The 12,402-nt window shown below is 64.3% G+C and carries 12 protein-coding genes; 4 read left to right on the top strand and 8 right to left on the bottom strand.

The features are described 5' to 3' along the window. Positions 1-153: 153 nt before the first annotated feature. Complete coding sequence (locus LZD57_RS11625) at positions 154-813, top strand: TetR family transcriptional regulator C-terminal domain-containing protein (RefSeq protein WP_233719791.1); 660 nt, start codon at positions 154-156, stop codon at positions 811-813. A gap of 200 nt (positions 814-1,013) precedes the next feature. On the opposite strand, the gene LZD57_RS11620 is transcribed toward LZD57_RS11625, so the two are convergent. Together LZD57_RS11620 and preA are read right to left on the bottom strand one after the other, a co-directional pair. Further along, on the bottom strand, positions 1,014-3,461 hold the full coding sequence (locus LZD57_RS11620; RefSeq protein WP_233719790.1) for a putative bifunctional diguanylate cyclase/phosphodiesterase: 2,448 nt from the start codon (positions 3,459-3,461) through the stop codon (positions 1,014-1,016). A gap of 359 nt (positions 3,462-3,820) precedes the next feature. Then, on the bottom strand, positions 3,821-5,164 hold the full coding sequence (gene preA / locus LZD57_RS11615) for an NAD-dependent dihydropyrimidine dehydrogenase subunit PreA (RefSeq protein ID WP_233719789.1): 1,344 nt from the start codon (positions 5,162-5,164) through the stop codon (positions 3,821-3,823). Here preA and LZD57_RS11610 point away from each other — a divergent pair. Beyond that, a complete protein-coding gene (locus tag LZD57_RS11610) occupies positions 5,133-5,594 on the top strand; it encodes a type II toxin-antitoxin system HicB family antitoxin (RefSeq protein ID WP_233719788.1) in 462 nt (153 codons plus the stop codon). The two genes, preA and LZD57_RS11610, sit on opposite strands and share 32 nt — an antisense overlap. After that, positions 5,551-5,706, top strand: coding sequence for a type II toxin-antitoxin system HicA family toxin (locus LZD57_RS11605; RefSeq protein WP_233719787.1), 156 nt, complete (start codon positions 5,551-5,553; stop codon positions 5,704-5,706). Before LZD57_RS11610 ends, LZD57_RS11605 begins: the two co-directional genes overlap by 44 nt. A gap of 198 nt (positions 5,707-5,904) precedes the next feature. On the opposite strand, the gene LZD57_RS11600 is transcribed toward LZD57_RS11605, so the two are convergent. The 3 genes from LZD57_RS11600 to LZD57_RS11590 all read right to left on the bottom strand — a co-directional run bounded on the left by LZD57_RS11600 (position 5,905) and on the right by LZD57_RS11590 (position 8,722). Further along, positions 5,905-7,275 carry an NAD(P)-dependent oxidoreductase gene (locus tag LZD57_RS11600; RefSeq protein ID WP_233719786.1) on the bottom strand — a complete coding sequence of 457 codons (1,371 nt, stop codon included), beginning with the start codon at positions 7,273-7,275 and terminating at the stop codon, positions 5,905-5,907. Positions 7,276-8,006: 731 nt separating this feature from the next. Beyond that, entirely contained in the window at positions 8,007-8,456 is a 450-nt protein-coding gene (locus tag LZD57_RS11595) for a type II toxin-antitoxin system PemK/MazF family toxin (RefSeq protein ID WP_233719785.1), read from the bottom strand. Then, positions 8,453-8,722, bottom strand: coding sequence for a type II toxin-antitoxin system Phd/YefM family antitoxin (locus LZD57_RS11590; RefSeq protein ID WP_233719784.1), 270 nt, complete (start codon positions 8,720-8,722; stop codon positions 8,453-8,455). The genes LZD57_RS11595 and LZD57_RS11590 overlap by 4 nt, the downstream gene beginning before the upstream one ends. A 364-nt stretch (positions 8,723-9,086) precedes the next feature. On the opposite strand from LZD57_RS11590, the gene LZD57_RS11585 reads away from it, so the two are divergent. Next, on the top strand, positions 9,087-9,863 hold the full coding sequence (locus LZD57_RS11585) for a glutaredoxin family protein (RefSeq protein ID WP_233719783.1): 777 nt from the start codon (positions 9,087-9,089) through the stop codon (positions 9,861-9,863). Between the two features lie 31 nt (positions 9,864-9,894). On the opposite strand, the gene LZD57_RS11580 is transcribed toward LZD57_RS11585, so the two are convergent. From LZD57_RS11580 to LZD57_RS11570, 3 genes are read right to left on the bottom strand one after another with little or no spacing between them, the layout of a single operon-like run. After that, entirely contained in the window at positions 9,895-10,527 is a 633-nt protein-coding gene (locus tag LZD57_RS11580; protein WP_233719782.1) for a PQQ-dependent catabolism-associated CXXCW motif protein, read from the bottom strand. Between the two features lies 1 nt (position 10,528). Next, complete coding sequence (locus LZD57_RS11575) at positions 10,529-11,452, bottom strand: substrate-binding domain-containing protein (protein WP_420844797.1); 924 nt, start codon at positions 11,450-11,452, stop codon at positions 10,529-10,531. A 3-nt stretch (positions 11,453-11,455) separates the two neighbouring features. After that, on the bottom strand, positions 11,456-12,277 hold the full coding sequence (locus LZD57_RS11570) for a c-type cytochrome (protein ID WP_233719781.1): 822 nt from the start codon (positions 12,275-12,277) through the stop codon (positions 11,456-11,458). Positions 12,278-12,402: the final 125 nt, after the last annotated feature.

The following is a 12,402-nucleotide window of genomic DNA, read 5'->3' as shown; positions in this document are numbered from 1 at the left end:
CGATGTTGCCTTCACCGATCCGGCCGGGCTTGCGCTCGCGGCCGGATTCTTGACTATTTGGTCAAATCGGAGGCTAGAAGCTCCCCCGGAGGCGGTCAAGCGCAATCGCGGGGCACGCATCCGTGGCCCGATGGCGGCAAAAAAGGATCAGATTTGGACGCGAAAGTCGAAGACCGTCTGGGCTCCTTTGCGAATCATCGCCAGCCGACGCGGATCCAGGCGATCAATCGCGAGATCATCCTCGACGCGGCGCTGGAAGTCTTCGCGGCTCATGGCTTCCGCGGCTCGACGGTCGATCAGATCGCCGCGAAGGCGAAGATGTCGAAGCCCAACCTCCTCTATTACTTCCGCCGCAAGCAGGACATCTATCGCGCCGTGCTGGAGCATACGCTGGCCGACTGGCTGGCGCCGCTCGCCGCGATCGATCCGGCGGGCGATCCGATCGAGGAGCTGCGCCGCTACATCACCCTGAAGCTCGCAATGTCCGCGGAGCGGCCGGCGGCCTCGCGGCTGTTCGCCAACGAGGTGCTGGCCGGGGCGCCGGTGATCGGCGATTTTCTCAGGACCCGGCTGCGCGAACTCGTTCACGAAAAGGCCGGCGTCATCCGCCGCTGGGTTTCGGAGGGTCGCCTCGCGCCGGTCGATCCGGTCCATCTGATCTTCATGATCTGGGCGGCGACCCAGCATTATGCCGATTTCGACGTTCAGGTCCGCGCCGTCCTCGGCTCACAGGTCGACAAGCCGGGCTTCAGCGAGCAGACCGCGCAGGCGGTCCTGTCGATCGTCCTCAACGGCATTCGACCGCGCGGGTGAACCGACGCGCACGGGCGGGCCGAGGCGCGCAGGTGCCGGGCGAGGCCCGTCATAGAGCGCCGTGCGTCCAATCGGACGCACAAAGGACGCTCTAAGCCATTGAATCGACGGATCGTGCTTTCCGAAAATCGATTCCGATTTTCGGGCCGATCCTGTCGGCCCGCAATGGCGTTATCCGGCCCTTGCCATCGGAATTGTTCCTATGCCGCCAGCGTCTTGCCGGCGGCGACCTCCAGATCGCCGGTCCATCGCCTGGTGATGTCGGCGATGACGCGCGGCAGTTCCTCCTTCGGCTGCGGCGTGGAGAAGAAATAGCCCTGCATCTCGCGGCACCCTTCGGCCAGAAGCCCGCGCATCTGCTCGTCGGTCTCGATGCCCTCGGCGATCACCTGCATGTTCAAGGATTTCGACAGGCCGATCACCGATCGGACGATGGCGAGATTCTCGGCCCGTCCCATGTCGCGGACGAAGGACTGGTCGATCTTGATCTTGTTGAAGGAGAAGCGGCTGAGATAGCCGAGCGAGGAATAGCCGGTCCCGAAATCGTCCATCGACACCGTGAGGCCGCGCCGGCGCATCTCCTTCAGGATGTCGAGAACGCGGTCGCTCTCGTCGAGGAACAAGGATTCCGTCACCTCGATCTGCAGCCGTTCTGCGGCGAGGCGCGAATTCGTCAACGCCCGGTCGATGTCGGACAGGAGCGTCGCGCTCTTGAACTGCATGGGCGAGAGGTTGACCGAGATCGTCATCGATTCCGGCCAGGTCGCCGCTTCGGCACAGGCGGTTTCCAGGCACCAGATACCCAGTCGTTCGATCAATCCGGCTTCTTCCGCAAGCGGGATGAAGACGCTCGGGGAGATCATGCCCTTTTCCGGATGGCTCCAGCGCAGCAACGCCTCGAAACCGCTGACCCGCTTGTCCGCCATGTCGACGAAAGGCTGGTAGTAGAGCTCGAATTCCTCCGCATCGAGGGCCGCCTTCAGATCGAGCTCCATTTCCCGACGCTGTCTCAGATTGGCCCGCAGCGCCGGCTGGAAAAGCTCGAAGGCGCCGCTGTCGGAGCGCTCCTCCTTGGCCCTGTAGAGCGCCAGGTCGCAGTTCTGCAGCATGATGTCGGCATTGGTGGCGTCGGCCTCGGTGATGCTCGGATCATGGGCGACGATGCCGACGCTCACCGATGCGAAGATCCGCCGCCCCTCGACCTCGAAGGGCTCGGCGAAGGCCCTGACGATCGACTCGCCGAGCGCGCTCGCCTCGGCGGCGGACTTCGCCTGAGGCGCTATGACGGCGAATTCGTCGCCGCCCAGCCGCGCGACGCTGGCCCTCGCATCGACGAGGCCGGCCAGGCGGTCGCCGCAGGATTTGAGCAGCGCGTCGCCGACCGGGTGGCCGAAGGTGTCGTTGATCGATTTGAAGTTGCGCAGGTCGACGACGACCAGCGCGAAGGGCTTGCGGGTCGTCTTGAGGAGCTGGTCGAGTTCTTCGCCGAACTGCCGGCGGTTGGGCAGGTCCGTGAGCTGATCGTGACCGGCGAGGTATTTCAGTCGCTTGGAAATCCGCTCGCGCTCGGTGATGTCCTCGAAGGTGATCAACAGCCCCTTGCCCGGCATTCCCCGGCGCTTCACCTCGAGGATCGTCCCGTCGGGCATCGTCATCTGCAGGGAGTCGTTTTCGTTCTCCCGCAACGAGGTCGTCAAGCTCTGGTCCGAAAAGAACTTCTTGGCCGGAGTCAGGATGTCGAATTCGCCGAAACGCTCGTTGAAGACACCATTGGAGAGCAGAAGCCGGCGCTGGCCGTCGAGCATGCAGAGGGCCTGGGTCATGTTGTCGAGCGCGGCCTGGAGCTGTCCCTGCTGGGCCGCGATCTGGGTCGACAGCATGTCGGTCTTGGCGTCGAGCGTCGACTGCAGGACCATATAGCGATCCTGCATTTCCTTGAGGGCCGAAAAGACGCCGCGGACCTCGCCCGGACCGATCGGCCGGATCGTCAGGTCGTCCGCGCCGGCGAGCAGCGCCCTGGCGGTTTCGGAGAGCCGCCGCAACGGCGAGGAGACCGACCGGATCAGATAGACGAGGAGACCGAGCATGGCAGAGAGCACGGCGCCGAGGCCGATCGCCTGCTGCAACGTTCCTCCCTCGAACGACTGGTTCGCCGCCTCGCCCCGCGCATCGAGATCGGCCCGCAGGATCCGCACGGACGATTGCAGCCCGAGGGTGATCTTCTCCAATTCGCGCATCACCGTCGGCTTCGAAACCGAGGCATAGCCGGTCTCGATCAGCCCGACGGAATAGACGAGGCCGCGCAGATCGGCCTTGGCTTCTTCCGGGATGTCGGATTGGAGGACGACACCCACCGTCTCGCGCACCTCGGCGACCGCCCCCAGCACTTCCTCGAGATCGCGACCGGTGAGCGCCGTTCGTCTCGCGGATTCGCCTTCGAGCTGAATCCGGTTGTCGATGCGGCTGCGAACCTCGTTCATGCCGACGAGGCTCGCCTGGAGCTGCGTCAGCGGCTCGACCCCGGCGTCGACGAAGGCGCCGAGTTTCTCGACTGCATCGACCTGGCCGCGATAGGACAACAGTCCGAAGGCGATCGTCAGGCCGGCAAACACGAGAAAGCCCAGGATGAGCCTCACCTTGATCGACATTACGCGTCTTTCTCGGCCTTGAAAGTGAAACACTCGCCAGCGGTTGCAGCATGCTCGCTCGCCAGAGGCGCACTATGCCCCGCGCAAGGTTACTTCGACGTTACGTCGAGATCTCCGCATGTGTTTTCGCTCCGGGCAAAGCAAAGGAGACGTCTGGCCGCAGGGTTCCACCAAGCGGCCGTCGATGCGAAAACCGTCCCTGCGCCGCAAGACTGGCCAGTCCGCACAATGGAACTCGACACCGCCTCGGGCGCGCGGCCGGCGGTCGAGGAGAGGTCTGTCGCTCGGCTTCCTGCCGCCGGAGCGGCGGGGAAGACGATCCGCCGCGTACGCGTCTCACCTACAGCGGGTGGAAATCGTCACTCGGCCGCATCCGGCATCGTCACCGGCTCCGGTGCATGCTGCTTCTTCTCGGCCGATGCCGGATTGTTCGGATGCCGGGTCCAGTTGTCGTATTCGTCCGGAATGGGCTTGCCGGTCCTCGGATCGAAGCCGGAGATCCTCTCCATGGTGATGCAGTCCTCGACCGGGCAGACGTTGACGCACAGATTGCAGCCGACGCACTCCTCGTCGATCACCTCGAAATGCCGCCTGCCCTCGACCATACTGGTGATCGCCTGATGCGAGGTGTCCTCGCAGGCGATGTGGCAGCGGCCGCAGGAGATGCACTTGTCCTGGTCGATCCGCGCCTTGGTCACGTAGTTGAGGTTGAGATACTGCCAGTCGGTGACGTTCGGGACCGCCTTTCCGCGGAAGTCTTCGATCGTGGCGTAGCCCTTCTCGTCCATCCAGTCGGCGAGGCCCGAGATCATCTCCTTGACCACCTTGAAGCCGTAGGTCATCGCCGCGGTGCAGACCTGGACGTTGCCGCAGCCGAGCGCGATGAACTCCGCCGCGTCGCGCCAGGTGGTGATGCCGCCGATGCCGGAGATCGGCATGTCGGCCGTCGCGGCATCGCGGGCGATCTCGGCCACCATGTTGAGGGCGATCGGCTTGACGGCCGGGCCGCACATGCCGCCATGCGAACCCTTGCCGTCGATCGTCGGCGTCGGCGCGAAATTGTCGAGGTCGATCGACATGATGGAACTGACGGTGTTGATCAGCGACACCGCGTCCGCCCCGCCCTCTTTGGCCGCCCGGGCCGGATAGCGGATGTCGGTGATGTTCGGTGTCAGCTTGACGATGACCGGCAGCCTCGAATGCTGCTTGCACCAGCGGGCGACCATCTCGATGTATTCCGGCACCTGGCCGACCGCCGAGCCCATGCCGCGCTCGGACATGCCGTGCGGGCAGCCGAAGTTGAGTTCGACGCCGTCGGCGCCGGTCTGTTCGACCAGACCCAGGATCTTCTGCCAGGGCGCCTCCTCGCAGGGGACCATCAGGGAGACGATCAGCGCCCGGTCCGGCCAGTTGCGCTTGACCCTCGCGATTTCCTCGAGGTTCGTATCGAGCGCCCGGTCGGTGATCAGCTCGATGTTGTTGAGGCCGAGCAGCCGCCGGTCCGGTCCCCAGATCGCCCCGTAGCGCGGACCGTTGACGTTGACGACGGGCGGATCCTCGCCCAGCGTCTTCCAGACCACCCCGCCCCAACCCTGCTCGAAGGCTCGCTGGACGTTGTATTCCTTGTCCGTCGGCGGGGCGGAAGCCAGCCAGAACGGGTTCGGCGAGGAAATGCCGAGAAAGGACGTAGAGAGATCAGCCACGTACTTGGCTCCTTTTCTGGCAGGCCGTACCGAAGGTTGCTATGGTGACCGTCGATCGCGAAAGATTGCGAGGTGCGTCGTGAGCGGAACCATCACCTACACCATTCAACTCCGGCCCGAGCCGGAGGGTGGGTTCACCGTATTGGTGCCGGCGCTTCCGGAGATCGTAAGTTATGGCGAAACGGAAGAAGACGCGTTGCAAATGGCTGAGGAAGCCATCGCTCTCTGCCTCGAAGTGAGACGGGACGAGGGAGAACCGATCCCGGAGGACGTCGTGCCACTGGTTCGGCAGGTGTCTGTCTTTCAGGCGGCTCCAAATACCCCCGCTGCCTGCGCTCAGCGGGAAGACGATCGTGCGAGCCTTGCAACCAGGCGGGGTTCTTCGGATGAGCGGCAGCCACCATGTCCTGCGGCATCCCGAGCGGCCTGAATCGAAGGTCAGTGTGCCCGTCCATGGAAGTCGCGACTTGCCGACCGGCACACTGCGTTCGATACTCGACAAGTCGGGTTTGACGACGAAGGAATTCGTCGATTTGCTTTGACGGTGGGACTGCTTTGCCGCCCTCGGGAACATACGCTTGCGCTGCGTTCCTGCAGGCCCATGCCGTGTCCGATGCAACACTTTCCCGAAACGCATCTCGGTCCGATGGTGCGTGAGGCTTGGGCAGTGCTTTCTCGGCCCTGTCAGTGCAAGCGCCTGAAACTCGGAGGACATGACCCGCGTAATCTCGCCCACGGCATTACTCCGCCGCCACCCTGTCCGCGGCCGTCAGCGCCGCGTGAATGTCCATGGCCGCGATCTTGCCGTCCTCCACCGCGACGACGGTCAGGTCCTCGCCCCCGGCAATGCAGTCGCCGCCGGCCCAGACGCCGTCGAGCGAGGTGCGGCACGCGGCGTCGACCTTCATGCGGCCGCGCTCCAACGCGATCCCCTCCCCCTCGTGATCGGTGCCCTCGGCGACGAAGCTCTGGCCGATCGCCTTGAAGACCTGGTCGGCCTCAAGCGTCACCGTCTCGCCGGTCAGGACCAGCGTTCCACCGTCGCTGCGGGTGCGCTCCATCTCGATGCCGGTCACATGGCCGTTTTCCGCCAGGATCCGCTTCGGCTGCAGATTGAAGCGCAGGTGCACGCCGCGCGTTGCAGCCACCTCCTGTTCGTAAGGGCTCGCGTTCATCGCCTCGCGGCCGCGGCGATAGGCGATCGTCACCTCCTCGGCGCCGAGGGCCTTCGACTGGACGGCTGCGTCGATCGCCGTCATGCCGCCGCCGATGACCACCACCCGCCGGCCGACGGGAAGCTGCGAAAGCTCCGCCGTCTGGCGCAGATCGGCGATCCAGGCGACGGCGTCGTGCGAGCCGCCGGCCGTCTCGCCCTCGGCCCCGAGCGCGTTGACGCCGGCGAGGCCGAGACCGAGGAACACCGCGTCGTAGTCACGACGCAGATCGGCGAGATGCACGTCGCGGCCGAGCGCCTTGCCGGTTTCGATGGCGATCCCGCCGATCTTCAGGAGGAATTCCACTTCCCGCTGGGCGAAGTCCTCCGTCGCCTTGTAGGCGGCGATGCCGTATTCGTTGAGCCCGCCCGGCTTTTCGCGGGCGTCGAAGATCGTCACGTCGTGGCCGAGCATGGCGAGGCGATGGGCGCAGGAAAGGCCGGCCGGCCCGGCGCCGACGACGGCGATCCGCCTGCCGGTCGGCGCGGCGCGGCGGAACGGATGGTTCCCCGTCGCCATCAGCGCATCGGTGGCATGGCGCTGCAGGAGGCCGATCTGCACCGGCTTGCCCTCGGCCACCTCGCGCACGCAGACCTCTTCGCAGAGCGTCTCGGTCGGGCAGACGCGCGCGCACATGCCGCCGAGAATGTTGGCCGAGAGAATCGTCTTCGCCGCGCCGATCGGATTGCCGGCCTGGATCTCGCGAATGAACAGCGGAATGTCGATGCCGGTCGGACAGGCCTGCATACAGGGCGCATCGTAGCAGAAATAGCAGCGGTCGGCCTCGACGAAGGCTTCGTGCGGCTCGAACGCCGGATGGAGATCGGAAAAGCCCGTCGCGAGCACCTCGGCGGAAAGCCGCCCTGCCCTGACGTCGACTCCTGCGGGATCGGTCATCGCGGTCATCCCCTCTCGGCGCCCGTGTTTTCAGCCCGGGCCTCGCCCGTCTGCACCGCGCGGGTTCGGCGCTCACCCGCTCGAAAACGAGAATGATTCCATTTTTCGCCGCCGTCAATTTTTTTATCGTTTGGTCAAAATTCGAACGACGCCGATCCATCCGCGCTTCGGCCGCGGTGTCGGCGTCACAAAACCCTGACTCTATCCGGCCGAAGCATGACTCGGCTTGCGCAAAAGTCTGACTCGATCCGTCGACGGACACGGAGATGCCGTCCTCTCGGTCGAGCAAGGCACAAAAAAACGCGCCGACTGACGTCGACGCGTCCTAACAGAACGTGGATTTTATCGCGACGACGCCTCGTCGCTTCGGCCTCGGCCGAACAGCATCACCGGTTCCCATCGATGCTCGGCATGGTCGCGCGTCAATTCCAGAAGGCGAGGCGATCCTCGACCTCGCGCCGTGTCGCGGGCAAAGGCATGAAGATCGCCATAGGCACCAAGCGCGCCGGGACGTTCAGGGCGGCGATCGGAAACGACCGTCAGAGCCTAACGGACGCCTTCGTCTCCCTCGCTCAAGGCTCGGAAGCCGGCCTCCATGATATCGTGACCGTCCGCATCCGGACCGGTCAGGTTCGTTCCGAAGATCCTGACGCCCCGGATGGCGTCGCCGAAGTCCAGTTCGTCCACGACCGGCACCGTCACCGGACGCGATGAAACCCATTTCGGTCTGGTTAGCCCGAGCGCTTAACAAGTCGAAACCGCTGCTGGTTGCGATGTTCGGCGATCGATGAGCCGATTTTAGTTAATAAGGATTGTGGGATATAGCCATACACGCATGACGCATCAGGCTTTCCTCGATCGACAGTAGTTGGGCGAAGATCGGGGCCGGGCCAAACGAACGTGTTGAGTTCGTCCGTGACCACGTAAGATACGTCGTCATCCAATCCTAATCGGTCTTTGATCCTCGGGTCGATGGCAATCGAACCCTGCTTGCCGCGGGGAGGTGAATGAGTAATTGCAGCGACCGTAACGTAAAGAACGCCGTCTTTCATATTTTTAGAGAGAACTACGACTGCAGGTCGGTCCTTGATTCCCTCTTCCCTGCCTTCTTTCTGCTCATCCGCCCATAAATAGGAGTAGCCTAAAACCAATCCCGGATGAACGTCATCAGGAATATTCATGGCGCATAAGACACTTCATCGGGTTCCCAATTGTGTTCTTCGGGAACTTTCGCTTCCAAGATCTGTCTCATGTCATCATCGCTAAGATCTCCAACGAAGGAGGCACGCCGGTAGCAGAGTAGCATCTGCTCGAATAGGTCTGCCGAAACGAGATAGGACGTCGAACGTCCGTGGTTGGTGATAGCCACCGGTTCCTTCATGGCCATGTCGTGGACGCGACCGAATTGGCGTTGCACTTCGGATGCCGTAACCGTTTGCGCTTTCATAATCACCTCCATTCCGGATTTTTCGTATATTACGTATTATTTTCTCGGCTGTCTATATTCATGGCGAACTCGGAGTGAAATCCAGAGAGTCGGCCTTCCGTGACGAACGGCGTCAAAGAGTCGATCTTTCATGACGACGGAGTCGGACTGTCGTGACGCCAGCGCACGAGAAACGATGGCTCCTCTGCCATGGCAGAGTCAGCCTTTCCTGGTGCCCGACAGCGGTCGCCGGTCCGGGTCCTTCGGGAGGCGCGGGACCGCGACACCGTCTCTGCCTTGACCTTCCAGCGACTGGAATGTCCATCTGCGTTGCAACACATGAATTCAAGCAAGGGGCCGGGCCCCGTAACGATGGGACGAATCAATGAGCACGATCTCCACTTCCTCGGACCCGGGAAAGCGGGCCGTCCTCTACCGGATGGTCATGGAAGAGCATGTCTGCCCCTTCGGGCTGAAGTCCAAGGACCTTCTGGAGCGGGAGGGCTTCGCCGTCGAGGATCGCTGGCTGACCACCCGCGAGGAGACCGACGCCTTCAAGGCGGAACACGCGGTCGAGACGACCCCGCAGACCTTCATCGCCGGCGAGCGCGTCGGCGGCTATACCGAACTGCGCGAACATTTCGGCAAGGCCGTCAAATCGGCGGACGACACCACCTATCAGCCGGTGATCGCCATCTTCTCCGTCGCCTTCCTGATGGGATTGGCGATCAGCTGGGCGGCCTACGACACGATTTTCACCCTGCGGGCGATCGAATGGTTCTTCGCCATTTCGATGACCCTGCTCGGCATCCAGAAGCTCCAGGACGTCGAGAGCTTCTCGACGATGTTCCTGAACTACGATCTCCTCGCCAAGCGTTGGGTGCGCTACGGCAAGATCTATCCCTTCGCCGAGACGCTGGCCGGGCTCTTGATGATCGCCGGGGCGCTCACCTGGCTTTCGGCGCCGATCGCGCTGATCATCGGGACGATCGGAGCCGTCTCGGTGTTCTACGCCGTCTACGTCCAGAAGCGCGAGCTGAAATGCGCCTGTGTCGGCGGCGGGTCGAACGTGCCGCTCGGCTTCGTCTCCCTGACGGAAAACCTGGTGATGATCGGCATGGGCCTTTGGATGCCGATCCGCATGATGATCTGGGGCGGATGAGCCTCTGAAGGCTGCTCGTCCCGCCGACGGTTCACTTCGAAGGGCTGGAGCCAGCCGCTCCCTCGTCGGGGCGCGGTTCCGGCTCGCGCTTCTCCAGCGGGCGGCCCGCCTCTTCCCAGCCCTCGGTTCCTTCGGGATACCAGTAGACGGCGGTATAACCGGCCGCGATCACGCGCTTGGCGGCGTTGTAGCTCATCCAGCAGTCGCGTTTGCAGTAGAAGAGGACGGGGGCAGCCTTGTCGCCTCCGGCCGCCGCCGAGACGCCGTCCAGGAGGTATCGCTCCATCACCGGTGCGAGTTCGCCGTAGCCGGTGTCCACCAACCAGATCGAACCGGGAATGTCCCGTCGCGGCTCCGGTCGCCAGATCGTATCCTTCGGAAGGTTTTTCGGCCGCGGCGGACGCGGCAGGACGTCGATGAAGGGAACGCCCTCGTCGTGAAGACGAAGGGCGGCCGCGGTATCGACGACCGTCCCGCCCGTCAGCCTCGCCGGGACCGGGGCCCGGTAGTCCTCCATGCGGTAGCCCTCGGGCTCCGGCACGGCGACCGCCGCACCATGCGCCGCGGGTTCGGCCGCCAGAGCTCCCGGCACCGCAGGGCCATGGTTCGCCGTCCACGGCACCGTCAGCGCAGCGAGGGCGGCGATGATGCTGCGGCGAACCATCTCAGCCCTTCGATCCGGAGCCATCGGACGCATTCGCGTCCGGCGGGGCGGGCGAGGCCGCCTCTCCCGAGGGCTCGATCGGGCGATCCTGCTCGTCGAGCAGCGGGACGCCGTAGGACAGAAGAATGTCGTTGATCTCGCTCTGGTTTGCCGCGATGACGCGGTTGAGGGTCCGCTTCCACTCCTGATCGGCGGGGCGCACGCCCATGGTGATCCGGAAGGCCATGGCCGGTCCCTTGCCCTCGCGGGTGAGCGGCACGACCGTGAAGTGCTCGTCGGCTTCCTTGGCGTAGTAGCCGGCCATCGGACCCCAGAGGACGGCGGCGTCGATGTCGCCCTTGGCCAGATCGTCGATCATCGATTTGGCCGAATTTTCCACCCGCGTGTCGATCATCAGCTGATAGGGCTTGGCCTTGCCCATCAGGCCGGCCCTGGCGATGTAGGTGGCCGGCGGCGTTCCGGCGACGACGCCGATCCGCTTGCCCTTCAGCTTGGCATCCTCGAGCGTGGTGACGCCGTCGAGGTCGCCGCCCTTCGGAAACACCAGCGAATAGGCCGTGCGGTAATAGGCGTTGGTGTTCTGGACCAGTTCGTCACCCTGCGGATAGCTCATGATGACGTCGCAGAGATTGGAGCCGAGCGTCATCCGCACGAAGCCGGTGGCCTGCGGAAAATAGCTGTAGGTTACGTCGCTGCGGCCGAGCTTCTTGGCCAGAAACTCCGCGACGGCCTGTTCGAAACCCTCGCCGGCCTGGTTCGAGAACGGCATGTTGTTCGGGTCGGCACAGACCCGCAGCACATCCGGATCGACGAGTTCGATCTCGCCGCCGAATTCCCGGTCGACCTGCGCCATCGCCGCGCCCGACAGCGCGACGAGGGCGACTAGGGCGGCGAGAAGAGCGTCCAGGCTGGTGCGTATGCTCATCGATCAAAATCCCAGGCAGCTGTATTCCTCGTCCTGCGCAGCCTTGTTGTTGCCGATCCGCTTGGGTTCGCCGCGGCCGACGACGCCATCGGCGCGAGCGCGCAGATAGATGTAGATCGCGTCCATCGAGCACATGACGTTCGGATCCTCGCCCCAGGCGGGCATCACCGAATTGCCGCTCGGATTCCACTTGTTCTGCTGGCCGCTGACGACGATGCCGGCGAAGTCGTAATAGCTGAGAGCCTGGAGCTGGTCGGTCAGGTTGGGTGCGAAGGACGAGCCGAGACCGTCCGGACCGTGGCACTGCATGCAGTTGGCCATGTACTTCTTGTAGCCGCGCCAGGTGTACCAATCGGCCTTGCCGTCGGCATCGACGAGATAGGTCGGGTTGCCGCTGGGATCGGTATATTTTCCGAGATCGCCTTCGGTCGGCTCGTTGCCTTCCGTCGCGGTGTCCTTGGAGGGATGGGCATCCGGCTTCATGTGCTCGGCGTCTGCCATCTTCGCGTCGCCCGAAACGGGCGTCGTCGGAGCCTCGCCGCCGGCCGCCGCTGCCTCGCCGTTGCCGTCGGGCTGGCTGGTGCCGCCGCCCGCAGCCTGGCCGCCGCCGGAGGCCTGCGCTGCCGCCCCGCCGGAGCCCTCGGCAGGTGCCTGGCTCGCAGCCTGGCCGCCCGAAGTGGCCGCGGCCGCGGCCGCTCCGCCCGACGTCTGCCCGGGCATGCTCTGCCCCTGAGGCACGATGGTGGTGCCGGAATTCTGCGCGAAGGCGAGACCGGAAACCGAGAGCACCAGGGCGCCGGCGAGTGCAGTCATCTTGGTCGTCATGCATTTCCTCAAATACTGGCGCGACACGCGCATCGTCTATCGGCCTGCCTTGGTTCTATCTCGGCTTTCCGGTCTTCGGCCGGCATACGGCCCGGCGGGCGCGACGACCGGCCGTTCGCAGCGAC

The organism is Jiella avicenniae, assembly GCF_021390325.1.
GTDB classification, from domain to species: domain Bacteria; phylum Pseudomonadota; class Alphaproteobacteria; order Rhizobiales; family Rhizobiaceae; genus Jiella; species Jiella avicenniae.
Note: the sequence above shows the minus strand (reverse complement) of the source record. Positions and strands in the feature narration are given on the sequence as shown.